Here is a 23,620-nt window from a genome sequence, read left to right as displayed (position 1 = left end):
GCCATACCCGTCAGCATAGGATGGCAGGAGGTTCATCAAGGGGGTAGGGCGAAGAGTGCGGCTGGTCCAACTTGCGTCGCGCCGTTCTGTCGCCCGCCGCAGCCTCCTGGCCATCATTGCGCTGACCCTCGCAGTGCTGACAGCGGTCCTCGCCGGCATCAGCGGCTTCACCCAGTTGGCCGCAACGGAGGCACTGCGCTCCCTCGCCTCAGCTTCCGGGGCCTCAGCCTCCGGCGCGCAGGGCTACTTCCGCATCCACACCACCATCGCTGACGACGCCGCGGCGCAGCAGGCAGCCGCCGAAGCCGCTTTCTCCGAACTGGGACTTCCCAACGGCCTCGCCATCTCCACCGCACCGTATTCACCGCCCCGCCCGCTGGTGCCCTCCGGCGGCAGCGCCACCAACCTCCCGGCTGACCTCACCTTCCTGCCGGTCGGCTGGACACCGACGACGACGCCGGCAGCCGGCTCGCTCGCACCACTCACCTCGGGTGCCGCTAGTGAACTCAACAGAACCGGCCCCATTCCCGCTGCCCTGGAGACTTCGACCGCGGAATCCCTCGGCCTCGCCGTGGGTGAGACGTTCGCCGTGGAGGGTGCAGAGGGAACCGTCCGGCTCGAGCTGGTGGCAACCCTGAATCCCGTGGGCCCGGACGCCGCCTTCCTCGACCCGGTGCCCGTCCAGGGCGCGGAATCGGTGCCCACCGCCGTCGTCGTTCCTCCGCAGGCCATTCCCGCGCTGAGCGGTGAGCCGAAAGTCCAGTGGGTGTTCACGGTGGATGCGGACTCGGTCTCCGCGGCGGAGCTGTCCCGGCTGGCTGAGGGGCTGCGCCAGCTGCCGCAGCGGCTGAGCGGCGATCCAGCAATCAACGACGGCGGCGTGATCCCGTCCGGTGAGCTCGCCGGGCTGCTGGCTTCCGCGGCGGATGCAACGCAGTCGGTCCGGGCGGTCCTTCCCATTGCCCTGCTTCTGCTGGTGGCGCTGAGCGCGGTCACGGTGGTCCAATTCGCTCGGCTCCTGGCCGACACGCGTGCCGGAGAGGACACACTGATCAGTGCCCGCGGCTCAACGACAGGCCAGCGCGCCGCTGTCGCCGCTTTCGAAGTGGTGCCGCTGGCTGTCGGGGGTTGCCTGCTCGGGTGGGTTGCCGCCGTCGTGCTGGGTCCGCTGCTCTCCACCGGCAGTGAGACGGACTATCTCGAGGGAATGGGTGAGTTCGCCTCGGCCAGCTGGAGCGTGCCGGTGTTGTGCGCAGGGATCACGGCGCTGGTGTTCGTCGCGGTTGCGGTGCTCGACGCTCTGCGTGAGCACAGTCCGGGCGGAGATGCAGCGCGTACGGCACGGGTGGCCTCCTTCGGCGTGCTGGCGCTGCTCGTTGCTGCGACCGCGCTCTCGCTCTGGCAGTTCCTGCTGTACCGGTCGCCGCTCGTGGAGTCCGGCAGCGGCGCCCTTAGGGTCAACCCGCTCGCCGCTCCCGCTCCTGCCCTGTTGCTCCTGTCCGGGACCGCGCTGGCCCTGCTCATCACCGCGTGGCTGGCGCGCCGGGTAGAGCGCCGGACGTCCTCCCGGACCACCCTCGGGGTGCCGTTGGCGGCGCGGCAGGTTTCCCGGCGGATCGCGTCCTACGTCATTCCGATCGCGCTGGTCACTGTCACGGTCGGCGCTGCCACGTTCACCGCCGCGTATGCGCAGACCACCAGCCGGTCCCAGGAAGCAGCGTCCCAGCTGGGAAACGGTTCAGACGTGCGCGTTGCGGTGCCCGGCCCGCTGGTCATCCGGTCCGCTGATGGCGTTCCTGCCCTGAATGCCTTCGCCGATGGCGAGGCGGTGACCGCCGCCTCCCTGGCCTACCGGGGCGAAGCGCGGCTGGCGTCGATCACCGCTCCCCTGCTCGCCGTTGATGCCGGATCGCTGCCGGGACTTCTGGACGACGGCGCCAACCTGGTGAATATCGGGGAGCTGGCGCGCGCCCTGACCTTCGAGCCGCCCGTCCCCGAACCGGCGCTGGCCTTGACGCCTTCCGCCACCCAGGTCCGCCTGCAGTTCACCTCGCGCGGCACCTCGGAAACACCGGACGACGACGGCGCTGCCGCCCGCGCTGCCTCCGTCACTGTCTGGATCCGCTCGGAGACCGGGCTCCTGGTGCCTGTGCCAGCCGGCACGCTCGTTCTGTCAGGTTCCGGGAACCAGGCGCATTCCCTGTCCTTCACGCTGCCCGAGGACCTGCGCCCGGCAGCAATCACAGCCGTGGACATCGCCCTGGAACCGTCCGAGGCCCCGCGCGGCTACGAGCTCGAAATCACGAGCGTGTCCAGCGACGGCGGCATCGGTACCGGGCAGGGCCGGTTCACCGAGGATTCCGACCTGCGGCTGGCGTCCGGCGCGTTCGGGACCGCGCAGTCCGGTGTGCTGCCGCTCGATGAGGGGGTCGGAGTGCGTTTCCCGGAGGAGGGCTCAACGTCGGGCAGCGCCCAGGCACGGCTCATGGTCGGAGCCGAGGATGCACCGCCTCTTCCGGTGGCCTTCACCACTGAACTGCTCGCGGACCTCGACCTGACAGTGGGCGACCCAGTGTCGCTGCGTCCCGGCGGCGTAGAGATTGAGGGCGTCGTTGCCGCGGTTGCCCCCGTACTGCCCGGGACCACGGAGAGCAGCGCCGTCCTGGTGGATCTGCAGGCCTATAGTCACGCGTCGCTGGCCAGTTCACCCGTTCCTCCGCGGCCGGGAGAAGTTTGGCTCGCGTCAACGGACCCGAACGCCACCGCCGCTGCTGCGGCAGGCCTGGCCGGACCCGGTGCAACCGTCTCCACGGCAGACAACTCACTCATTGGACGCTTCCTGGCACCGGCAACCACCTCGCTCTGGATCGGCGCGATCGGAGCGCTGCTCGTGGGCGGTGCCGCGTTGACTGCCAGCATTGTGACCCTCGTGCAATCCCGGCGCTCCGAGGTGGCCGTCCTGCGAGCGCTCGGCATGCAGGCACGGGATCAGGTACGCGGGCGCCGGTGGGAGGTGCTCAGTGTCGGGGGTGCCGCCGTCGTACTGGGTCTGCTGACCGGGCTGGGAGTGGCGGCGCTGACCGTGTCGCTGCTGGCGCAGGCGGTGGTGGTGAACGCGTCGGAGGCGCTGCGGGCGCCGCTGTCCATCGCCGTCGTGCCGTTGCTGGGTGTGCTCGCGGTGCAGGTGCTGATCCTGGTGCTTACGGCCTGGTTCTACGGCGAGCGCGTGAAGCGGCAGGCGCTCACTCCAGCGTTGGCGGTGGATGCGCTGTGAGTCTGTACGGGCTGTTGCGCCGCGAATTCCGGCATTCCCGCTGGCCCTCGGTGCTGGTGGCGTCGATTGTGCTGGTGGTCTCCGCGTTGCTGTGCGCGTGGCCGCGGGCGGTGGACTCGATGTACACGGCGGACCTGCAGGAATCGGTGTCCGAGCTTGCGGGATCCCAGCAGGCAGTCCGCGCGTTCAGTACGTCCTTTCCGCCGCTTGAGGACTTCGACCGCGCCTTCGACGAGACGGACGTTGACGGCCGCACCGAGGACGCACTCGCCACCATCCGGGAAGACCTGGCCGAGCCGCTTGGGTCCGTCCTCGGGAACGGCCGCTGGTTGGCTACCGGGGTCAACTCGAGCATCGGGCCGCTGCCGGAGGGTATCCGAGAACTGGTGCTGAACTACGCCGTCGACGTGCAGGCGCTGGAGCACATCGAGCTGGTGGAGGGCACCCTGCCCGGGCCGCCGCCGGAAGAGTACGGCGAGGATCCGGTGGAGATTCTCCTCTCCAGGGACTCCGCCGCCTCAGCCAAGTGGCCGATCGGTGAGGAGCGGGATGTCGCCGTCTTCCTGCCGGGACAACCCGGCGATGAGGGCAACGAGGTGCGGTCGCAGCCGATTGTCCTGAGCGGTATCTACGCGCCGAAGGACGCCGATTCCCCCTACTGGAGCCTGAACAACACGCTGCTCTCAGCGGCCGAGGACTTCAATCCGGACACCGGCACGGCCGTGAATGCAACGGCCTTCGTCTCCCCCAGGGCGTTCCCGTTCCTCTCGCGAGCGGTCGACCACGTGCAGACCTCCTACTGGTACCCGGTGTCCACCGATTCCCTGACCGCGAGCACAGCACCGAAAACCGCCGCGCAGCTTCGTGAGTTCCTCGGGACGCCGCAGACGATGCCGGCTACGTTTCCCGCAGCGCTCACCGTGGTCTTCGGATCGGAAACACCGGACGCGATAGCTGAGGCCACGCAGCGCGCCGCGTCGACCAACCAGATCCTCGCGCTGCTGGCTTCCGGACCGCTTGGCGTGTGCCTGGCGACCGCGGCACTCGCGGTACGGCTTCTCCTCGAACGACGGCGGGGCGCGCTGGCTCTGGCGTCGGCGCGCGGGGCCAGCGACTGGCAACTGCGTGGCGCCCTGGCGCTGGACGGGTTGCTGCTTGGCATCCCGGCTGCCGCGCTCGGTGCGCTGGCGGCTTTCCTGCTGGTGCCCGTGCCGTTCTCGCCGGCGCACCTGCTGTGGCCGGTATTGGCGGCCTTCGTTCCTGCAGTGCTGATGGCGGTCCAGCATCGTCCGGAAGCGTCCTTGCGGCAGGATCTTGGCGTCTCTGCACGGAATCGGTGGCGCGTGAGTGCGGAGGTCGCCGTCGTCGTGCTGGCTGGAATGGCCACGGTTCTGCTGACGCAGCGGGGGCTGGCGCAGGGGGCGTTGGAGTACGGCGAGGTGGATCCGCTGCTGTCGGCGACGCCCCTGCTCATTGCGCTGGCCGTGTGCGTGCTGGTGCTGCGTCTGTATCCGGTGCCGCTTGAGTGGTTCGCGCGGGTTCGGCGGCGGGGTCCGGGGCTGGTCGGGTTCCTGGGGGCGTCGCGTGCGGTGCGCTCGCCTGGTGCCGGGCTGGTGCCGGTGCTGGCGCTGATCGTGGGGCTCGCCGTCGTGCTGTTTTCCGGAGTGCTGCTGTCGACGTTCCGAGAGGGCGTCACCGATGCCGCGCAGGCCGACGTCGGTGCTGACCTCCGCGTTCAGGGCCCACCGTTCTCGGTGGAGCAGGTTGAGGAGATCCGGTCGGTTGAGGGGGTTGCGTCGGTGGCCGCGGTGACGGATCTGGGGACACTGCGTGCTGAGACGGGTGGCCGGCAGACCAAGGACGTGAACCTGCTCGCGGCCGATCCCGGTGCAGTGTTGAGTGTCCAGGAGGACCTCGCGGGAGCGTTCCCGCCTGCGCTGCTGGACGCGTTGGAGGGCGATGCTTCGGATGGAGCTCTACCTGTGATCGCGTCGCCCGCGCTGGAGCTTGCGGAAGGTACGGCTATCGAGCTGCGCTACCGCGGGACGTCGGTGGACGCGGAGGTGGTGGGCATTGGGCCGGAGGACGTGGTGTTCTCGGCGTCGTCGGTCTGGATGTTGGTGGGTGAGCAGGCAATCGGCTCTGTGCAGGAGCGGACGTTTGAACCGTCCGTGCTTTTGGCTGACCTGCACGATGGCGCTGCTTCCGGGCCGGTGATTGATGCTGTCGCCGACATTGCCGGTGGGCCGGTCCTGCAGCAGACACCGGAGCAGCAGGTTGAGCAGACGCTCGAATCAGCGTCCGGGCGGGGACTGCAGCTTGGGCTGTGGGCGGTGATCGGTGCAATGGCTGTGCTGTGTTCGTTGACGATTGTCATGACGTCAGTGGTGAATGCGCCGGCCCGCAACCGGTTGATTGCGTTGCTGCGTACGCTGGGGTTTCCGCCGCGTAGGGATGGTGCGTTGATGCTGTGGGAGCTTGGACCGATTACCGGGGCTGCGGTGCTGGCCGGGACTGCTCTTGGGCTGGTGCTGCCGCTGGTCATTCTGGGTGCGATTGACCTGTCGGCGTTTACCGGCGGTGCTGCGGAGCCGCCGCTGGCACTGAATCCCCTGCTGTTGCTGGGCCTGCTGGTTGGGTTTGTGGTGGTGGTGCTTGTCTCGGTGGCGGGTGCTGTGGCGGCTGGTCGGCGGCAGCGGTTGGCTGCGGTTCTTCGAATGACGGATACCTGAGGTGATAACGGTGGGAAACGAAACGCAGCCGCACATCCTGTGTGAGGATGTGGTGCGCATCTTCAAGGGTGAGGGCATCGAGGTGCAGGCGCTTCAGGGGCTCAACCTGACGGTGATGCCGGGTGAGATGACGGCCCTCGTCGGGGCGTCGGGTTCCGGGAAATCGACGCTGCTGACCATCCTGTCCGGCCTGGACCGTCCGTCCGCCGGGAAGGCGCAGGTGGCGGGCGTGGATTTGCTGGGGCTCAGCCGCAAGGAGCGTTCGCGGTATCAGCGGGAGACGGTCGGGTTCATCTGGCAGCAGACGCCACGGAACCTGTTGCCCTATCTCACCGCTGCCGAGAACGTGGCGCTGCCCATGGCCATCACCCGCCGGAAAGACGCCGACACGCGGGTTGCTTCGCTGCTCGAGCTGGCCGGGGTGACGCATTGCCGAGACCGACGGCCGCAGGAGATGTCCGGGGGCGAGCAGCAGCGAGTGGCTCTCGCCGTCGCGCTGTCGAATGAGCCGAAGGTGATCCTGGCGGATGAGCCGACCGGTGAGTTGGATGAGCACACCTCTGCCGAGGTGCTGGAAGCGATGCGGCGGGTCAATGAGGAGCTGGGTACCACGACGCTGATTGTCACGCACGATCCCACGGTGTCTGAGCACGTGAAGCGTACGGTGCAGATCCGCGACGGCCGCTGCTCTACAGAGACCCTGCGCCGGACTGGCGTGAATAACGACGGCGATGAGCACCTGATTGCTGAGGAGTTCGCCGTGATCGATCGGGTGGGGCGGTTGCAGTTGCCGCAGGAGTTTATGGAGAGCCTGGACATGAAGGATCGTGTGCGGTTGGGGCTGGAGCCGGATCATGTGCGGGTGACGCCGGCTTCTGATACCCCTCCTTCGGAGGAGGCGCAGTGAGTGCCGCTGTTGCTGCGTTACGCGCGGATAGGGTGACTAAGACCTACGGCTCCGGTGAGAGCGCTGTGCATGCGTGTACGGATGTGTCGTTGTCGGTTTCGCCGGGTGAGCTGCTGGTGGTCAAGGGCCCGTCGGGTTCCGGTAAGACGACGCTGTTGAACTGTATCGGCGGATTGGACGAACCCGACGGCGGGAGCGTCTTTGTTGGGGACCTGGAGCTGACGGCGATGCGGGAGCAGGACCGGGTGACGTTGCGGCAGACGCATCTCGGCTTTGTGTTTCAGTCGTTTGGGCTGATCCCTATCCTGACTGCTGCGGAGAATGTCGAGGTGCCGATGCGGCTGGTCGGTATGCCGGCTGCCGAGCGACAGGCACGGGTGGATGAACTGCTTGAGCTGGTGGGATTGGGGAAGCACCATCATCAGCGGCCGGCGGAGCTTTCGGGTGGGCAGCAGCAGCGTGTCGGGTTGGCTCGCGCCCTGGCGAACCGGCCGAAAGTGTTGATCGCTGATGAGCCCACCGGTCAGCTCGATAGCGTGACTGCCGGCACGATGATGGACCTCATCAGCGACCTCGTTCACAGCCATGAGGTTGCTGCCGTTGTGTCGACGCATGACCCGCTGCTGATGCAACGTGCGGACCGCGTTCATGAGCTGCACGACGGGCGGATTCTTAGTGAGGGCGCTCGCTCCTCGGCCCGCTCGACGGTGCCATCAAGTGCTTCAGAAATGATCGAAGTGCCCTCCAAATACGCGGCGAATCGGCGGCGGAAATCCTGATGCTTACGCAGGAAAAGCGCAAGAAAACACGCAGGAAAAAGGACCTCGGATAGGGTTCCCGCAGGATTGATTCAAGCTTGGAGTTTTCGGGGATTTCCGCTGCTAACTTTTTGGCAGAGCTGGTGATTGGCCAGCCACCATCCTCGTACATCAGGAGAAACCCAAATGCTCGCAGCATTCCTGGCAGACGCCAAGTCCACCATCAAGGCTCGCACCAACCGCGACGAGACCGGCGCTACCGCCGTCGAGTACGGCATCATGGTCGCCCTCATCGCTGTCGTCATCATCGCTGCTGTCACCCTTCTCGGTGGTGGCCTGATAAGCACGTTCGAGAGCGCTGAGTGTGCGATCAAGGGCGGCGAATACACCGCCGCGGAAGAGGCTGGCACCGATCCCGTTGCCGATCCTGCGACACCCTCCTCCTGCTCCGTATAATTCCGCACCATCCATGGGGGGGCAACCAACTTGGGTCGCCGCCCCATGGCGCGACAGATTGAGAGGCGGGACGGAAGATGAAGCGAGACGATCGAGGCGCCGTCGCGGTAGAGATGGCGCTCCTCCTTCCCGTCCTTGTCCTCCTGCTTCTCGGCATCATGGAGTTTGGCCGGGCTTACAACGCTCAGGTCACTTTGACGAACGCGGCCCGCGAAGGCGTACGCGTCATGGCGATTACCAACGTTCGCGCGGACGCACGGACAGCCGCCAAGAATGTAGCGACCACACTGGCGCTCACCGACTCAAGTTTCACATTCAACACCACGCCTGCGTCCAGCCCAGCAACCTGTGCGGCTGGCAGGCAGGTCACCGTGACCATCTCGTACTCGCTCGACACGTTGACCGGCATCGCTGGCCCTTTCTCCATGACGGGTAAAGGAGTTATGCAATGCGGCGGCTGACGAAAGCGAATGAGCGAGAACGCGGAGCGGTCGCTGTCATCGTCGCCATTCTGCTTGTCGTCCTGCTGGGCTTTGCAGCCCTCGCGGTGGACATGGGCATGCTCTACTCAGAGAAGGCACAGCTGCAAAACGGAGCCGATGCGGGGGCTTTGGGGATCGCCCAGGCTTGCGCTAAGGATACGGCTGACCCGAAGTGTTCGGGCACCTCCTCGCTCGCGAAGGACCTGGCCGACAAAAACTCGCTCGACGGTCTGAGCAATGTTCAGTCCATAGCCCTGGATGTTCCCAATCGTAAGGTCACCGTCACTGCTGATCCGTTAGAAGCCGGACGAACGGATAACCGCGTGTCGCTCTTTTTTGCGGGTGCCCTCGGAATTCCGGCATCATCCGTGGTAGCGAAGTCCACGGTAGTTTGGGGAAGCCCAAGCAAGGGAACCACCCCCTTCCCCCTCACTATGTCGGTCTGCCAGGTCAAGGGCATGATCGATGGCGCTAAACAGCTCATCCGAAGTCACACCAGCAACGCCAACAGCGATTGCCCGGAGGGCCCCTCGGGAAGCGATACACCCGGAGGTTTCGGTTGGTTGGCACAGGACCCGTCCGGATGCGGCGCCTACATCGATCTTGCGATCAACGAAAGCGGTGCGGACACCGGAAATGACGGGCCTTCCCATTGCAACGCAATTCTTAACGGTTGGGCAGCCGATATCAATGCGGGAAAAGACGTGGTGATACTTCTGCCGGTGTTCAAATCCGTCACCGGCACCGGATCAGGCTCCTCCTATGACGTGCATGCATTCGCGGCGTTCAAGGTCAGGGGCTGGAAATTCACCGGTACCAGCGATCTCCCTCTGACGTTCCGCAATCGTGCCGAGCACCACCCTGACAAGCCATCCGTTGAATGCCGCGGCGAGTGCCGCGGCATCATCGGGCAATTCGTCGAGTATGTCGCTCTCTCAAGCGGTTACGAAGAACTCGGACCCGTCAGCGAATACGGCGCAACCGTCGTCAAACTCACAAACTGAATCACCACTTCTGTCTGGAGCTCCTCATGAAGTCCCGTCTCATCGCCGGCGTCGCCGCCGTCGTCCTCGCCCTTGTCGGAGCGGTGATGGTTTTCAGCTACGCGAATCGCGCAGATGCACGTGCCGTACAAGACCTCGAACCGGTTGAAGTCCTGGTTGTGCAAGCAGCCGTGCCCGCTGGGACCCCGGTTGCAGACTTGGCTGCCTCAGTAGCCACCACGCAACTTCCCGGTGCTTCCGTAGCCGAGACCGCGCTCAAGGATCTCGAGAGCTCCGCAGGCATGGTCACCGCCGTTGATCTAGTTCCCGGTGAGCAGTTGGTGACCGAACGGCTTGTTAAGCCGGAGGACCTAGTCACCCCTGGAACCGTTGAAGTGCCGGCTGGTCTCCACGAGGTTTCCATCCTCGTCGAGCCGCAGCGCATCGCTGGTGGTCGAGTAGTTGCTGGCGATTATGTCGGCATTTTTGTGTCAATGGAAACCGGTGGCGTCGAGGATCCGCCCGACGCGCAATCTACTCAGCTTGTGGTTCCGCGTGTTCTCGTCTCTGCTGTTCAGCGCGCCCCAGAGCCTGCCCCAGCTGATGCAGAGGCAACCGAGGAAGAAGCTGCGACTGCAAAGGCAGAAGCGCTTCCCACCGGGTCCTTGATGCTGACGGTGGCTGTCAACCCCGACCAAGCCACTCGCCTCGTCTTCGCCAGCGAATACGAATCGATCTGGCTCAGCAAGGCAACCGCCGCTGAAAACGACGCTCCCCCATTCATTGTCCAGGACAAGGAACTGTACCGATGAGCCGCTTCCTCCTCATCACAGCCGACAGCGCGTTCGAACACAAGGTTCGCCTCGCCACCGCGGCTGGCCTCCCCGGCGAGACCCTTGCCGTCAAGCCCGAGCTTCTGACCCAACCCACTGACCTGCTTGACCTCCTTTCGGTCCAGCAGCCGGAGGTCCTGGTGTTCGGTCCCGGCATGGCATTGGACAGCGCACTGCGCCTGGCACAGATCGCAGATGTCCGCTTCCCCAACCTCAGCATGGTACTGGTAGCGCCGGAGGACTCCGGGATCGCCCTCGCAGCGATGCGAGCAGGCGTCAGGGACGTCATTGAACCAACTGCTGACATCCCCAGCGTCCGACTCCTGCTCGAGCGGGCCTGCCAGGCTTTCGCAAGCCGTCACCGTGCCGAGCACACCCAGTCCGCTGCCCCGGCCAAACAGGAGCATGGCCTGGTCATCGGCGTGTTCTCCCCCAAGGGAGGCGTCGGCAAGACGACCATCGCGTCCAATATCGCGGTGGGGCTCGGCAAGATGGCACCCATGGGCGTGGTCCTCGTTGATCTCGACCTGCAGTTCGGCGACGTCGCGTCCAACCTGTATCTGAACCCGGAGTACTCGGTGCGAGACGCCGTCTCGAGCTCGGCCAGCTCGGACACCATGGTGCTCAAAGCCTTTCTGACGCCGCACCCCTCGGGGATCTACGCTCTGTGTGCTCCGAGCAACCCGGCTGATGCCGACAGCATCTCCGCTGACCAGCTCGGCGCGCTGATCAAGCAGCTCAGCGCAGAATTCCCCTACGTGGTGCTGGACACCGGTCCGGGCCTAACCGAACACAGCCTCGCCGCTCTCGAACAGTGCACTGACGCCGTCTGGGTGACCGGCATGGACGTACCGAGCGTGCGCGGGCTCCGGTCAGGTCTGGACGTCCTGGGCAAACTCAACCTCATCCCCGAAACCCGCCACGTGGTGCTCAACTTCGCCGATTCCAAGACCGGCCTCTCCGTGCAGGACATCGAAGCGACCCTTGGCGCACCCGTCGACGTCTCGATCCCACGCTCCCGCGCACTTTCGCTCGCCACCAACCGTGGCGTTCCCCTGCTGCAGGAAGAAGTGCGCGACCCCGCCACCAAGAACCTACGGGGGCTGGTTCAGCGCTTCAACCCCGAGTGGCGCGCAAGCAGCCAGCGTAAATCACACCGACGGGTCGTCATCCGATGAAACTGTCCGAGCGCCTCAACCAGGCCAATGGTTCAGCTCCCTCCGCAGCTAGCGCACATGTGGCGCCCGCAACCGTGACCGCCAAGCGCTCCGTTCCGGAGCCCACCACATCTGAGGCTAGTGAGCCTGCCTACCAAGGTGCCGTCGTCGTAGGCGGACGCACATCCAACGCACCGGAAGCACCGGTGGCCGCGCGGGTTGACGTTTTCGCCGGCATCAAACAGCGTGCCGCCGAAGCACTGTACGAGCGCATGGGCGCGCGCTTTAGCGACTCCACCTTGAAGGAAGATGATCTGCGCGCAGTTGCGCGTGAAGAGCTGAGCCAGGTCATCGACGCCGAGCAAGTGCCGCTGACACCGGACGAGCGCCGCCGTCTGATCCAGGATGTTGCCGATGATGTACTCGGCTTCGGTCCCCTGCAGCGGCTGCTCGATGACGAAGACATCACGGAAATCATGGTGAACCGCGCCGACCAGATCTACATCGAGCGCCGTGGTCAGCTGGTTCTTGCCGACACGAGCTTCAAGTCCGAGGAACACCTGCGCCGCGTCATCGAGCGCATAGTCTCAAAGGTGGGCCGTCGTATCGACGAGTCCTCGCCGTTCGTAGACGCGCGCCTCGAAGACGGGTCCCGTGTAAACGCAGTCATTCCTCCGCTCGCGGTCAACGGCTCATCGCTGACCATTCGAAAGTTCAGCAAGACTCCGCTGACGGTCGAGAAGCTCATCAGTTTCGGCACCCTCACTCCGGAGATGGCTGAACTGCTCGACGCCTGCGTCAAGGCCAAGCTGAACATCATCGTCTCGGGCGGTACAGGCACAGGGAAGACCACACTGCTCAACGTGCTGTCCTCCTTCCTTCCCCATGGCGACCGCATCGTCACCATCGAGGACGCCGTGGAACTGCAAATTCAGCAGCAGCACGTGGTGCGCCTCGAAAGCCGTCCGCCGAATACTGAGGGCAAGGGCGCTGTCACCATCCGCGACCTCGTGCGCAACTCTCTGCGTATGCGACCCGACCGCATCGTCATCGGTGAGGTCCGTGGCGGTGAGTCTCTCGACATGCTGCAGGCCATGAACACCGGCCACGACGGCTCCCTGTCGACGGTGCACTCGAACTCGCCCCGCGACGCGATCGCCAGGCTCGAGACTCTTGTGCTCATGGCCGGCATGGACCTGCCGCTACGAGCTATCCGCGAACAGATTGCCTCAGCGGTCCACCTGGTCATCCAGATTTCCCGCCTGCGTGACGGTACCCGCCGCATCACCCATGTCACCGAGGTACAGGGCATGGAGGGTGACGTTGTTACCCTTCAGGACGCCTTCGTCTTTGATTACTCGGCCGGCGTTGACTCCTCCGGGCGCTTCCTTGGTAAGCCGATCCCCACCGGCATCCGACCGCGCTTCATGGAACGGTTCGAGGACATGGGCATCACGGTCTCCCCCGCTGTTTTCGGTGCTGCGCTGATCGGTCAGAGGTAATCCGATGACGCTGCTGTTCCTGTATGGCGCGGGGCTGTGCCTCGCAGCTCTCGGCCTCCTGCTCTTCGCCACTCGTCCTGCACAGTCAGCCGTTCCGCTGGACCGCCGTCGTCCGCCGGTGGAGGAGTCGGACTCCCAGCTCAGCAAGTTCGCAGGATCTGCCGTACGTGCCATGGAACGTTTCCTCAAGAAGCGCCCGCAGAGACTGTACCGGCCGGAGCTCCTGGAAACGGCCGGCGTACGGCTCACTCAGGCCGACATGTTCCTGCTCGTCATCACCGGCGGTATCGCCGGGTTGGCGCTCGGCCTGCTGGTTGGCGGTCCATTGCTGGGTATCCTCTTTTTCCTGCTAGCTCCGGTTGTCGCGCATGTGGCCCTGGTCTTTCGGATCGCGCGTCGGCGCTCCAAGTTTGATGCCCAACTCGGTGACACCCTTCAGCTCCTCACCGGCGGTCTGCGCGCTGGGCACAGCATCCTGCGGGCGATTGATGCCGCCGCCATTGAAGCTGACGCACCTACCTCAGACGAAATGCGGCGCGTAGTCACTGAAACCAGTCTGGGCAAGGACTTACTCGCTTCCCTGACCGACACCTCCAAGCGCATGGAAAGTGAAGACTTCGCTTGGATAGCGCAGGCAATCCAGATCAACCGAGAAGTCGGAGGAGACCTCGCTGATGTCCTTGATCAGGTTGGTGCCACCATCCGCGAGCGCAGCGAGATCAAAGGGCAGATCCGGGCATTGGCCGCGGAAGGCAAGTTCTCCGCTTACATCCTTGTGGCCCTCCCCTTTGCAATCGGCGGCATGCTCACGGTGGTCAGCCCGGGCTACATCAACCCTCTCTTCGAGAATCCGCTCGGCTGGGTCATGATCGGCGCTTCCGTGGTCATGATGACCATCGGCTGCTTATGGCTCCGCAAAATCATCGATCTGAAGTTCTAGGGGGCCGGCATGAATCCAGTGTTATTGACATCCCTGTTCCTCGTGGCTGCGCCCCTCGGCTATTTGGGGTGGGCGCTGCTCGCTCCCGGTAACAAGACGTACAAGACAATCCAGGCGAACCTCAGCCGCGGGCTCCATGCTGCGGACGATGTTCAGAAGACTTCCTCCGGCGCACTGGCACGCTTCGGCTACAAGCTCACGCCGTCGTCGTACATTGAGAAGCTCGACAAGCTCCTCGCGTTGGCCGGAAGACCGGCGTCCATGCCGCTTGGCAAGGTACTGGGCGCAAAGCCGGCGCTTTGCCTGGTGGGAGCCGGACTCGGCTACCTCACGGCCAGCGCTGCCCAGAAACCTATGATCACCATGCTGGCGATCTTCGTTACTGTTCTTGGCTACTTCATTCCGGACCTCCTGCTCTACAGCAAGGGCCAGGAACGGCAGAAAGCAATGCAGCTTGAACTCGCGAACACGCTGGACCAGATGCTCATCTCCGTGGAGGCTGGCCTCGGCTTTGAAAGCGCCATGCAGCGGGCCGGCGAGACCGGCAAAGGCCCGCTCGCTGAGGAACTCGTCCGAACGCTGCAGGATATGCAGGTAGGGCGCAGCAGACGCGAGTCCTACCTCGCCCTCGCCGACCGCACCAGCATCCCGGAGTTGCGCAGCTTCGTGAAAGCCATTGTGCAGGCTGACGCGTACGGCATCGCCCTGAGCGGCGTGCTCCGCACACAGGCCAAGGTGATGCGCGTAAAACGGCGCCAACGTGCCGAGGAAAAAGCGATGAAGCTACCGGTCACGGTACTTTTTCCGCTGCTCTTCTTCATCTTCCCGGTGCTGTTCATCATCATCCTGGGACCCGCAGTCATCAACGCAATCGCGACGTTCAGCGGTTCGTAACCCCAAGCTTCAAATCCACTTAGTACGCAAGCCGAAGAATTCCGCAATGTTTGCACAGCATCATGCAATCCCCGCTTTTCTCCCATTTTGTGAAAGTAGCGTTAGCCCATGGCCCTCTCCCGCCCCAGCGCAGATGACGACGACGCAGAGTCCCTGCGCGCCGTCGGCGCTGAGCCGCCGAGAGCCCCGGGCGGCAGCTACCGTGTAGACAGGACACCTCTCGTGGATCCCAACGTGCTCCATGACCTCGAGGATCAACTCGACAGCCCCGCCGCTGCCCGGGCGTTTGTGCGCGACTACGTGGCCGTCTGGGATGAGCGTGACCTGAAGATTTCCTCCGCCATTGCACGCCGCAACCAGGCCGCCTCACTCGATGCGGTGCTGAGCCTGAAGATCACGTCCACCATGGTGGGAGCCACCCAACTGGTGACACTCGCAAGTGCGTTGGAGGAGCTGCTGCGTGAGGGCAAACTCGAAGAGGCCGAGGCTGCGCTTCCCCACGTTCACCGGTGCGGGACACGCACCATGCGTGAGCTAAGACTGCTGCACCTCAACAAGCCGTAAGAAACAAGCCCGAAAAGACTCAGTCCACGCGCCGGGGCACCAGCCGGTATCCCACACCCCGCACGGTCATCAACCAGCGAGGACTACGCGAGTCCTCCCCCAGCTTCCGACGCAGGTTACCGATATGAACCTCAATGGCCCGCTCGTCGGCCTCGCTGATATACGTATCGGTCCGGTAGTACTGCCCCCGCACCACCCGCACCAGATCACCCTTGGTCCGCACAGCACCGGAGCTGCGCAGCAACTCATGCAGCAGGTCGAACTCGCTGCGGGTCAGTACCAGTTCTTCACCACGAACCGTCACGGTGCGCGTGTCCTTATCCAGCTCCAGACCGTTGTGCCGCAGCACGGAATCCGGACGCGCCGGAAGGTTCGGCTCCTCAGCAGCGGGCGCCGCCGTCGTCGTTGGCTGTTCCTCGGAGAGTCCACCGCGCGGCCGCCGCAACATTGCGGCGATGCGCGCCCGCAGCTCACGCGGGCGGAAGGGTTTGGTGACAAAGTCATCGGCACCGGACTGCAGCGCGGTGAGGGTGTCGATCTCCTCGTTATGCGCGGTCAGCATGATCACGTAGCAGTCGCTGAGACCGCGGATGCGGCGAAGCACCTCGTAGCCGTCAATGTCCGGGAGCCCCACGTCGAGGGTAACCAGCGTCGGGTTATGCTCCTTGACCGCTGCCACACCGTCGCGGCCCTCGGCAGCGGTGTGGACAACGAATCCCGATTGCGTGAGCACCGTGCTCACAAGGTTGCGAACGTCGAGATCATCCTCGACGACTACCGCCACACCTGGATCTGGCACTATCTCCTCCTGGCCCCGACAGAACTGTGGTTGTTCAGTTCATCACAAAAGGACGAAACACCGCGACGAGCAGTGAACCGCCGCAACGTGCTACACAGCATACGCGTGCAAAGGTGTTTACGGTCACAATATCGGAACTTTGTGAACCGGTTAGGAGTTATGGTCCTTCTGCTATATCCGGTGGCCACATAATGGATGGTATGTCCTGGTCTCGGAGGCATGTCCCTACTGTTCTGTGTGCGCGCGCCAAGGCGGCACCGTGAGCGATCGCGTGATGTTCCTGAAAGTGAAGCGCGCCTACTCGAACCTGCAATTCCGCACTCGCGTGGGGCTCTGTGAGCTGCCCCTGGCGCTCCTGGTGGCCGTCATCGCCATCATCGCTTCCATCGTGGCACCCGCCCTGCTGGTGAATCCCCTGTTCCTTGGCGGGCTCCTGCTGCACGCGGGGCTCCTTGCCGCAGCGTTCCTCGTCCCCTGGGAAAAGTTCCGTGACGGTTCCTACGTGGCCATCCCGCTGCTGGACTTCGTGGCCATCTCGCTGACCCGCAATGGAGCAGCTGAGGTGCTTCCGGGCCTGAGCCTCCTGGCCATTTTCCCGGTGATCTGGCTGTCTGCGTCCGGGATCAAGCCGGCACTGAGCCTGCTGGCCAGCTTCGCCGGGCCGTTCCTCATCCTCGGTGTTGCTCCCCTGCTGGGGCTCGCGCCGATCAGCCAGATTGGTACAGCCGTGCTGCTGAGTGTGGCCATGGCTACGGTGTGGACCTCTCTGCGTTTCGCGAGCATGAACTCCGTGTACAGCCAGCGCAAACTGGAGGCCTCCAAGGCCGAGGTGGACCGCCTCCAGGGCGAGAACAACGAGCGCGAGCTGCTCCTCGAAGCCATCCTTGACACGATCGACGTTGGCCTCGTGGCCCTCGACGCTAACGGCAACCGCACCCACACCAACCGTCAGCAGCGCTCCTATGACCTCCTCGTCCAGGCAGGCAATACCAACGACGACGGCGCCAGCCACCTTTACGCTGCGGACAAATCCACTCCCGTAGCGATCGCCCGGTATCCCGTGCAGCGGGCCGCGGCCGGCGAGACGTTCGCCAACTATCTGGTGTGGCTCGGACCGAAGGACAACCAGCGCGCCGTGTCTACGGCCGCGACGGCCATGAAAGACGGCGTCGGCCGGTTCACCGGATCCGTGATCGTCTCCAACGACGTGACGGACATGGTGGAGGCCCTGAGCGCTAAAGAGGACTTCGTGTCCAACGTGTCCCACGAACTCTGGACGCCGCTCACCTCGATCATCGGGCATCTTGACCTGGTGCTCGACGACGATCACGACCTCCCGCAAAACGTCACTCACCAGCTCTGCGTTGCCCGCCGCAACGCGGAACGGCTGTACGCGCTGGTGTCCAACCTGCTTGCCTCCGCGTCAGGCGCCGCAAGCGTCCATTTGCGGCCAACCGACCTCACCGGCCTCGTTGAGCACAGCATCGAATCGGCGTGGCCGCAGACCGCAGGCACCGGAGTGACGCTCGAGGCGGATGTCCCCGACATCCTGTGGACCACGTCGGATCCGCTGCGGATCCGTCAGGTGCTGGACAACCTCATTTCCAACGCGATCAAATACTCGCCCGACGGCGGCACGGTCACCGTCCGCGCACGGCAGCACAGCGACGCGGCCCTGCTCGAAGTACAGGACACCGGCATCGGGATGTCGCCGAACGAGACCACCCAGATCTTCGGCAAGTTTTTCCGCACCGCTGCGGCCCGTGAGTCGTCCATTCCGGGGGTGGGGCTGGGCCTGTCCATCACCAAGGCGATTGTCGACAGCCACGGCGGAACCATCCGCTGCAGCAGCGAGCCCGGCGCCGGAACCACGTTTACGGTGACCCTGCCTCTCCACCGGTCGGAGCAGAACTAGCTTCTTCGGGCACGCTCTTCAGAGTCTTCCGTCCCCCGCTACGTACTGCGATCTTGGGGCGATGTGCCGGCCCCTGCGGTTTTGTCAGTGGCAGGTGATGGAATGTTTTCATGGCGGGGAAGCATTCGGGTTGGGTGTCTGAGGAAACGGCGTTGTGGGCGTCGGATTCGGTCATGGGCCCGTTGGCCGGGCAGCTGTCGCATCATCCGGTAACCAAACGGGATCTTGAGGCGTCGCTTGAGTGTGTGGAGGAACTCGCTACGTTGCGGGCCTGGGTCGATGCGCAGGAAGCAAAGCTGCTGACCCGCATAGCCGAGCTCACTGTAGGGTCCCTCATGGAAGACGGATACGGCACCCTTGTTGCGCAGGAGTACGGGGAAAGCCTCGCGGCCGCTGAGATCGGGCCGGTGCTGCGGATCCCAGATGCTTCGGCCGGGAAGCTGATTGAGCAGTCGAAGCTGCTGGTGAACTTCTTCCCCGCCACCGTCGAAGCGCTGCAACTCGGGAAGATTTCCCGCCGGCACGCGTTGACTGTGGCGCAGGAAAGCTGCGGTGTTCCCGAGCAGGAGATCCCGGACTTCGAGGAGCAACTCCTCGAGATTGCACGGGGAACAACGGTGGCGAAGTTGACCAACCGTGCCCGGCGGCTGCGTGAACGGATGCACCCCGAGGCGCTGACCGTACGGCGGGAGAAGAAAGTCCGTGAACGTTCCGTCGCCGTGGATCCCGCCGGCGACGGCATGGCGTGGTTGAGCGCCTACCTGCCCGCTGAGCAAGCGTACGGGATCATGCACCGGATTGACGTCACCGCCCGTACCTTGAATGGCCCGGATGAGCCGCGGACGCTTGGCCAGTTGCGGGCAGATGTTTTCTCGGACCTGCTCACCCACACCTGTGCCTCGGACCCGACGACCACCACAGCGAACCGCCAGCCCGCTTTGGGATCCGGGGCCTCCTCTGGGGCCTCCTGCGCACCTTCTCCCGGGTCCTCTGGCGGTTCGTCTGCCGGTTCCTTCTCTGATGGGTATCGCGGTGTAGCTGCGCGGGTGTTCGTCACTGTGCCGGTGATGACACTGCTCGGCGGGGATGAGCCGGCCGAACTCGACGGATATGGGCCCATCGACCAGGACACGGCCCGGAAGCTTGCCGGCCACGCGCCGTCATTCACACGGCTGCTGACCCACCCCGAGAGCGGAGCGGTCCTCTCGGTTGGCAGGACCAGGTATAAACCGCCCAAAGACCTGCAGGACTGGGTACGGGTGCGGGACAAGACCTGCCGACATCCCGGCTGCAACCGGACAGCGGTACGGTGCGAAATCGACCACACAACACCATGGTCCCAAGGCGGAGAAACCTGCGCAGACAACCTCGGAGCGTTTTGTAAACGCCATCACCTGTTCAAAACCATGGGCTTCTGGAAACACCAACAACCAGTCGAAGGCACCATCGTGTCCACCTCCCTCACCGGAAGGACCTACACCACCCGGCCGGAGCCGCTCCACGCCCTGGCACCATCCCGGTCTCAAGCGCAGGCACCGCCTTTCTGACGCAACGGCCACGTGCGCCGGCCGGAGCGTCACCGCCCCTCTGACTGACGCGGCGCGCCAAGGCGAGGCGCCGCCGACCCCTCGGTCTTGTGCTGACCGTTAGTCAGGCATCGTCCCCGATATGATCACGCTTCGCCCGGGTGAGCTCCGCACGCAACGCCAGCTCGGCGGCGTCGTCCGGGTAGCGCACTTCCTCAAGCACCAACGGATGAGCCGGCGCGAGAACAGACCGCGAGTCCTTTTGACGGGAACGCAGCCGCTCCCCCATCCACTCCGGCGGTTCCTCACCACTTCCCACCCGCAGTGCGCCACCGATCAGCGCACGCACCATGTTGTGGCAGAAGGCATCGGCCTGGATGGTTGCGCGGAGAACACCGTCCGGCTCCCGCTCAAACTCGAACCGCTGCAGCTCCCGGACAGTCGTGGCACCCACCCGGGGCTTGCAGAATGCCCGGAAGTCCTGCAGCCCGAGCAATGGTCGGGCGCCCTGGTTCAGCAAGCCCTCGTCCAGTTCCTCCGAATGCCACAGCACAGTGCTGCGGCGCAGCGGATCCTGATCGTCAGGACGATCGGCGATCCGGTAGCTGTACCGACGCCACAGCGCCGAGAATCGCGCGTCAAAGCCCGCCGGAGCAAGTCGTACAGCACGCACCACAACGGGTGACGCCGGATTGCTCGCATAGGCGGTACGCGCAGCCGCACCGGGCGGCAGGTAGCGGTTCACCGTGGCCTGCAGGCGACGCTTCAGGGCCAACGCCGGATCGATGTCCCGGCCCCGGCTCAACGCAAACCACTCCCCCGGCTCGAGATCGATGTGGGTCACCTGACCGCGTGCGTGCACGCCCGCATCAGTCCGGCCGGCAACGGTCAGGCGCACGCGTCTCCGGAGAAGCAACTCCAGACCGGATTCCACCGTGCCCTGAACGGTTGGCAGACCAGGCTGAACTGCCCAACCGGAGAACGGACCGCCGTCGTACGCTAAATCGATCCGGACGCGCAAATGCCCGCCATCCACGGACGGGATGACGGGCATTTGTTCGTTCATGTGTTCAGCAGAGCAGAAGAACTACTTCTTCTCGTCTGCTTCCGGCACGGAGCCTTCTTCAACAACAACGGTCTCCTCGGCGTCGCCCTCAGAGGCGCTTACCGTGGTGTCCTCTGCCGCGACCTCGTCAGCCGAAGCTGCCGAGGGTGCCGATTCAGCGGACTCAGCCGACTCTGCGGAATCAGCCGACTCTGCGGAATCAGCCGACTCTGCGGAATCAGCCGATTCCGGTGAATCTGCAGACTCAGCCGAAGCTACGGGTGCAGCAGCTGCAGCGTCGCGGGCAGCGGCGTTACCGGCAGCCTGCTCAGCCTCGCCGACCACTGCCTGCTTGGCGGAAACTGACTCAAGCACCAGCTCGATGACAGCCATGGGAGCGTTGTCCCCCTTGCGGTTGCCGATCTTGGTGATGCGGGTGTAGCCACCGTTGCGGTTGGCAACAGCCGGGGCGATGTCCGTGAACAGCTCGTGGACAATACCCTTGCTGCTGATAACAGCCAGGACACGACGGCGCGAGGCAAGGTCACCCTTCTTGGCGAAGGTGATCAGGCGCTCGGCGTAGGGACGGAGCCGCTTTGCCTTGGTCACCGTGGTGGTGATGCGCTTGTGCTCGAACAGCGAGGCGGCCAGGTTGGCGAGCATCAGGCGCTCGTGCGCCGGACCGCCACCGAGGCGTGGGCCCTTTGTGGGTGTGGGCATGATGTGTTATCTCCTCATAAATGTGCCCGAGGCCGCATCCTAAAGCGGCACCAGGTTTCTAACGTTTAGAGTGCTTCGTCGCCGTAGGCGTCGTCGTCCTCTTCAATCGCAGCGGCGCGGGCTGCAAGGTCAAACCCTGGAGGGGAATCCTTCAGGGACAGACCCAGGTCAACCAGCTTGGCCTTGACCTCATCAATGGACTTGGCACCGAAGTTGCGGATGTCCATCAGGTCAGCCTCGGAGCGTGCAACAAGTTCACCCACGGTGTGGATGCCCTCACGCTTGAGGCAGTTGTAGGAACGAACGGTCAGTTCGAGATCCTCGATCGGAAGGGCCATGTCAGCGGCGAGAGCGGCGTCGCTGGGCGACGGGCCAATCTCGATGCCTTCAGCGGCGGTGTTCAGCTCGCGGGCGAGGCCGAACAGTTCAACCAGGGTGGTACCGGCTGAAGCAACGGCATCGCGCGGAGCGATGGCGTCCTTGGTTTCGACGTCTACGATCAGGCGGTCGAAGTCGGTGCGCTGCTCAACACGGGTGGCTTCCACGCGGAAAGTCACCTTCAGGACCGGCGAGTAGATCGAGTCAACCGGAATGCGGCCGATCTCGGAGTCACCGGACTTGTTCTGCGAAGCAGAGACATAACCGCGGCCACGCTCGATGGTCAGTTCAAGCTCGAACTTGCCCTTCGAGTTCAGGGTTGCGATGTGCAAGTCCGGGTTGTGGAACTCCACACCGGCCGGCGGAGCGATGTCAGCTGCAGTGACGACGCCGGGGCCCTGCTTGCGCAGGTAGGCAACCACGGGCTCGTCATGCTCGGAGGACACCGCCAGGTTCTTGACGTTCAGGATGATCTCAGTGACATCTTCCTTCACACCGGGAACGGTGGTGAACTCGTGCAGCACGCCGTCGAGCCGGATGCTGGTGACAGCTGCTCCGGGAATCGAGGACAGGAGCGTACGGCGAAGCGAGTTGCCGAGGGTGTAGCCGAAACCGGGCTCCAGCGGTTCGATGACGAACCGCGAACGGTTGTCAGCGACTACTTCTTCAGTCAGGGTGGGGCGCTGTGCAATGAGCACTTACATTTCCTTTCAGGGAGCATCCGCTATATGACGCAACACAAATGGTGGAAAGGGAAAGCTAGAGAGCGGAACTCAGTAGCTAAACGACAGTCAGCCCCAAGCCGCCCACACTTCCGGTGAAGCGCGGGCGAGCCTGGAGCCAAGGGAGCTACTTAGACGCGGCGGCGCTTCGGCGGGCGGCAGCCGTTGTGGGCGCTGGGGGTAACGTCCTGGATAGAGCCAACCTCAAGGCCGGCAGCCTGCAGCGAGCGGATCGCGGTCTCGCGTCCGGATCCCGGACCCTTCACGAAAACGTCGACCTTACGAACGCCGTGCTCCTGGGCGCGCTTTGCAGCGGCCTCGGCAGCGGTCTGCGCAGCGTAGGGGGTGGACTTGCGTGAGCCCTTGAATCCGACCTCGCCAGCCGAAGCCCAGGAGATAACAGCTCCGCTGGGATCGGTGATCGAGACGATGGTGTTGTTGAACGTGCTCTTGATATGCGCCTGACCGAAGGCGATATTCTTTTTGTCCTTGCGACGCGGCTTACGCACCGCTCCACGAGTCTTGGGGGGCATTACTTCTCCTACGAAGGTTCTGGAAAGAGGGAGTTAGTGGCTTCCGCCAGTAGAACTAGCGGCCGGCCTTCTTCTTGCCTGCGACGGTGCGCTTGGGGCCCTTGCGGGTACGCGCGTTGGTCTTGGTGCGCTGTCCACGCACAGGAAGGCCGCGGCGGTGCCGGATGCCTTCGTAGCTGCCGATCTCCACCTTGCGGCGGATGTCTGCAGCTACCTCACGGCGGAGGTCACCCTCGACCTTGTAGTTGCCTTCAATGTAATCGCGGAGCTGTACGAGCTCAGCGTCAGAAAGATCCTTCACTCGGGTTTCCGGGTTGATCCCGGTCTCTGCGAGCGTCTGATCTGCACGGGTCTTGCCCACGCCGTAGATGTAGGTAAGCGCAATGACAACCCGCTTTTCGCGGGGAATGTCTACGCCAGCGAGACGTGCCATAGTGGCGGTTCTCCTTTTGATGACCGGAGGTCTGAAACAGTGCGACCCGGATGATCTCCGGTCCCCG

General features: G+C 64.4%; 21 protein-coding genes. 15 read left to right on the top strand and 6 right to left on the bottom strand.

Going from position 1 to position 23,620, the window contains the following annotated elements:
• Window positions 1-55: 55 nt before the first annotated feature.
• The 13 genes from ASH00_RS01635 to ASH00_RS01575 all read left to right on the top strand — a co-directional run bounded on the left by ASH00_RS01635 (window position 56) and on the right by ASH00_RS01575 (window position 15,482).
• The gene (locus ASH00_RS01635; RefSeq protein ID WP_056544109.1) at window positions 56-3,274 is read left to right on the top strand and encodes an FtsX-like permease family protein; all 3,219 of its coding nucleotides are present in this window, start codon (window positions 56-58) and stop codon (window positions 3,272-3,274) included.
• The gene (locus ASH00_RS01630) at window positions 3,271-6,006 is read left to right on the top strand and encodes an FtsX-like permease family protein (RefSeq protein WP_056544107.1); all 2,736 of its coding nucleotides are present in this window, start codon (window positions 3,271-3,273) and stop codon (window positions 6,004-6,006) included. Before ASH00_RS01635 ends, ASH00_RS01630 begins: the two co-directional genes overlap by 4 nt.
• Before the next feature lies 1 nt (window position 6,007).
• Window positions 6,008-6,913, top strand: a complete 906-nt coding sequence (locus ASH00_RS01625) for an ABC transporter ATP-binding protein (protein ID WP_056544104.1) — start codon at window positions 6,008-6,010, stop codon at window positions 6,911-6,913.
• Window positions 6,910-7,692 (top strand): ABC transporter ATP-binding protein, encoded by a 783-nt coding sequence (locus ASH00_RS01620; RefSeq protein ID WP_082565825.1) that lies wholly within the window; start codon window positions 6,910-6,912, stop codon window positions 7,690-7,692. Before ASH00_RS01625 ends, ASH00_RS01620 begins: the two co-directional genes overlap by 4 nt.
• A gap of 165 nt (window positions 7,693-7,857) precedes the next feature.
• Window positions 7,858-8,127 (top strand): Flp family type IVb pilin, encoded by a 270-nt coding sequence (locus ASH00_RS01615; protein ID WP_056544101.1) that lies wholly within the window; start codon window positions 7,858-7,860, stop codon window positions 8,125-8,127.
• 77 nt (window positions 8,128-8,204) lie between these two features.
• Window positions 8,205-8,588 (top strand): TadE/TadG family type IV pilus assembly protein, encoded by a 384-nt coding sequence (locus ASH00_RS01610; protein ID WP_056544098.1) that lies wholly within the window; start codon window positions 8,205-8,207, stop codon window positions 8,586-8,588.
• Window positions 8,576-9,613: a pilus assembly protein TadG-related protein gene (locus tag ASH00_RS01605; RefSeq protein ID WP_056544095.1), complete on the top strand. Its 1,038-nt coding sequence runs from the start codon at window positions 8,576-8,578 to the stop codon at window positions 9,611-9,613. The genes ASH00_RS01610 and ASH00_RS01605 overlap by 13 nt, the downstream gene beginning before the upstream one ends.
• Before the next feature lie 26 nt (window positions 9,614-9,639).
• Window positions 9,640-10,404, top strand: a complete 765-nt coding sequence (cpaB, locus tag ASH00_RS01600; RefSeq protein ID WP_056544092.1) for a Flp pilus assembly protein CpaB — start codon at window positions 9,640-9,642, stop codon at window positions 10,402-10,404.
• Complete coding sequence (locus ASH00_RS01595) at window positions 10,401-11,603, top strand: AAA family ATPase (protein ID WP_056544089.1); 1,203 nt, start codon at window positions 10,401-10,403, stop codon at window positions 11,601-11,603. Before cpaB ends, ASH00_RS01595 begins: the two co-directional genes overlap by 4 nt.
• Window positions 11,600-13,084, top strand: coding sequence for a CpaF family protein (locus tag ASH00_RS01590; RefSeq protein ID WP_056544087.1), 1,485 nt, complete (start codon window positions 11,600-11,602; stop codon window positions 13,082-13,084). The genes ASH00_RS01595 and ASH00_RS01590 overlap by 4 nt, the downstream gene beginning before the upstream one ends.
• A gap of 10 nt (window positions 13,085-13,094) precedes the next feature.
• Window positions 13,095-14,024 (top strand): type II secretion system F family protein, encoded by a 930-nt coding sequence (locus ASH00_RS01585; RefSeq protein WP_056546469.1) that lies wholly within the window; start codon window positions 13,095-13,097, stop codon window positions 14,022-14,024.
• A 9-nt stretch (window positions 14,025-14,033) separates the two neighbouring features.
• The gene (locus tag ASH00_RS01580) at window positions 14,034-14,918 is read left to right on the top strand and encodes a type II secretion system F family protein (RefSeq protein ID WP_056544083.1); all 885 of its coding nucleotides are present in this window, start codon (window positions 14,034-14,036) and stop codon (window positions 14,916-14,918) included.
• Window positions 14,919-15,026: 108 nt separating this feature from the next.
• Window positions 15,027-15,482 (top strand): Hpt domain-containing protein, encoded by a 456-nt coding sequence (locus tag ASH00_RS01575; RefSeq protein ID WP_056544081.1) that lies wholly within the window; start codon window positions 15,027-15,029, stop codon window positions 15,480-15,482.
• Between the two features lie 19 nt (window positions 15,483-15,501).
• Here the strand turns inward: ASH00_RS01575 and ASH00_RS01570 are convergent, their stop codons facing one another.
• Window positions 15,502-16,281 carry a response regulator transcription factor gene (locus ASH00_RS01570; RefSeq protein WP_056544078.1) on the bottom strand — a complete coding sequence of 260 codons (780 nt, stop codon included), beginning with the start codon at window positions 16,279-16,281 and terminating at the stop codon, window positions 15,502-15,504.
• Window positions 16,282-16,540: 259 nt separating this feature from the next.
• Here ASH00_RS01570 and ASH00_RS01565 point away from each other — a divergent pair, with 259 nt between their 5' ends.
• Together ASH00_RS01565 and ASH00_RS01560 are read left to right on the top strand one after the other, a co-directional pair.
• Complete coding sequence (locus tag ASH00_RS01565) at window positions 16,541-18,196, top strand: sensor histidine kinase (RefSeq protein ID WP_235563108.1); 1,656 nt, start codon at window positions 16,541-16,543, stop codon at window positions 18,194-18,196.
• Window positions 18,197-18,306: 110 nt separating this feature from the next.
• Window positions 18,307-19,743 carry an HNH endonuclease gene (locus ASH00_RS01560; RefSeq protein WP_056544075.1) on the top strand — a complete coding sequence of 479 codons (1,437 nt, stop codon included), beginning with the start codon at window positions 18,307-18,309 and terminating at the stop codon, window positions 19,741-19,743.
• Between the two features lie 103 nt (window positions 19,744-19,846).
• Here the strand turns inward: ASH00_RS01560 and ASH00_RS01555 are convergent, their stop codons facing one another.
• The 5 genes from ASH00_RS01555 to rpsM form a co-directional block, all read right to left on the bottom strand.
• Complete coding sequence (locus tag ASH00_RS01555; RefSeq protein WP_056544072.1) at window positions 19,847-20,788, bottom strand: tRNA pseudouridine synthase A; 942 nt, start codon at window positions 20,786-20,788, stop codon at window positions 19,847-19,849.
• A 21-nt stretch (window positions 20,789-20,809) separates the two neighbouring features.
• Entirely contained in the window at window positions 20,810-21,487 is a 678-nt protein-coding gene (rplQ, locus tag ASH00_RS01550; protein WP_056544069.1) for a 50S ribosomal protein L17, read from the bottom strand.
• Between the two features lie 65 nt (window positions 21,488-21,552).
• Entirely contained in the window at window positions 21,553-22,563 is a 1,011-nt protein-coding gene (locus ASH00_RS01545; RefSeq protein ID WP_056544066.1) for a DNA-directed RNA polymerase subunit alpha, read from the bottom strand.
• A 155-nt stretch (window positions 22,564-22,718) separates the two neighbouring features.
• A complete protein-coding gene (gene rpsK, locus ASH00_RS01540; RefSeq protein ID WP_026545640.1) occupies window positions 22,719-23,120 on the bottom strand; it encodes a 30S ribosomal protein S11 in 402 nt (133 codons plus the stop codon).
• Window positions 23,121-23,175: 55 nt separating this feature from the next.
• Complete coding sequence (rpsM, locus tag ASH00_RS01535; protein WP_056544063.1) at window positions 23,176-23,553, bottom strand: 30S ribosomal protein S13; 378 nt, start codon at window positions 23,551-23,553, stop codon at window positions 23,176-23,178.
• Between the last annotated feature and the right edge of the window lie 67 nt (window positions 23,554-23,620).

The organism is Arthrobacter sp. Soil782, assembly GCF_001428435.1.
GTDB classification, from domain to species: Bacteria; Actinomycetota; Actinomycetes; order Actinomycetales; family Micrococcaceae; genus Arthrobacter_D; species Arthrobacter_D parietis.
This window is presented reverse-complemented; position numbering and strand designations above follow the sequence as displayed.

What these genes read in the sequence shown, in the direction of transcription:
- ASH00_RS01590 (WP_056544087.1), top strand. Translation starts at nt 11,600, where the DNA reads ATGAAACTGTCCGAGCGCCTCAACCAGGCCAATGGTTCAGCTCCCTCC.
- cpaB (WP_056544092.1), top strand. Translation starts at nt 9,640, where the DNA reads ATGAAGTCCCGTCTCATCGCCGGCGTCGCCGCCGTCGTCCTCGCCCTT.
- rpsM (WP_056544063.1), bottom strand. Translation starts at nt 23,553, where the DNA reads ATGGCACGTCTCGCTGGCGTAGACATTCCCCGCGAAAAGCGGGTTGTC.
- ASH00_RS01580 (WP_056544083.1), top strand. Translation starts at nt 14,034, where the DNA reads ATGAATCCAGTGTTATTGACATCCCTGTTCCTCGTGGCTGCGCCCCTC.
- ASH00_RS01615 (WP_056544101.1), top strand. Translation starts at nt 7,858, where the DNA reads ATGCTCGCAGCATTCCTGGCAGACGCCAAGTCCACCATCAAGGCTCGC.
- ASH00_RS01610 (WP_056544098.1), top strand. Translation starts at nt 8,205, where the DNA reads ATGAAGCGAGACGATCGAGGCGCCGTCGCGGTAGAGATGGCGCTCCTC.
- ASH00_RS01560 (WP_056544075.1), top strand. Translation starts at nt 18,307, where the DNA reads ATGGCGGGGAAGCATTCGGGTTGGGTGTCTGAGGAAACGGCGTTGTGG.
- ASH00_RS01605 (WP_056544095.1), top strand. Translation starts at nt 8,576, where the DNA reads ATGCGGCGGCTGACGAAAGCGAATGAGCGAGAACGCGGAGCGGTCGCT.
- rpsK (WP_026545640.1), bottom strand. Translation starts at nt 23,120, where the DNA reads ATGCCCCCCAAGACTCGTGGAGCGGTGCGTAAGCCGCGTCGCAAGGAC.
- ASH00_RS01555 (WP_056544072.1), bottom strand. Translation starts at nt 20,788, where the DNA reads ATGAACGAACAAATGCCCGTCATCCCGTCCGTGGATGGCGGGCATTTG.
- rplQ (WP_056544069.1), bottom strand. Translation starts at nt 21,487, where the DNA reads ATGCCCACACCCACAAAGGGCCCACGCCTCGGTGGCGGTCCGGCGCAC.
- ASH00_RS01595 (WP_056544089.1), top strand. Translation starts at nt 10,401, where the DNA reads ATGAGCCGCTTCCTCCTCATCACAGCCGACAGCGCGTTCGAACACAAG.
- ASH00_RS01575 (WP_056544081.1), top strand. Translation starts at nt 15,027, where the DNA reads ATGGCCCTCTCCCGCCCCAGCGCAGATGACGACGACGCAGAGTCCCTG.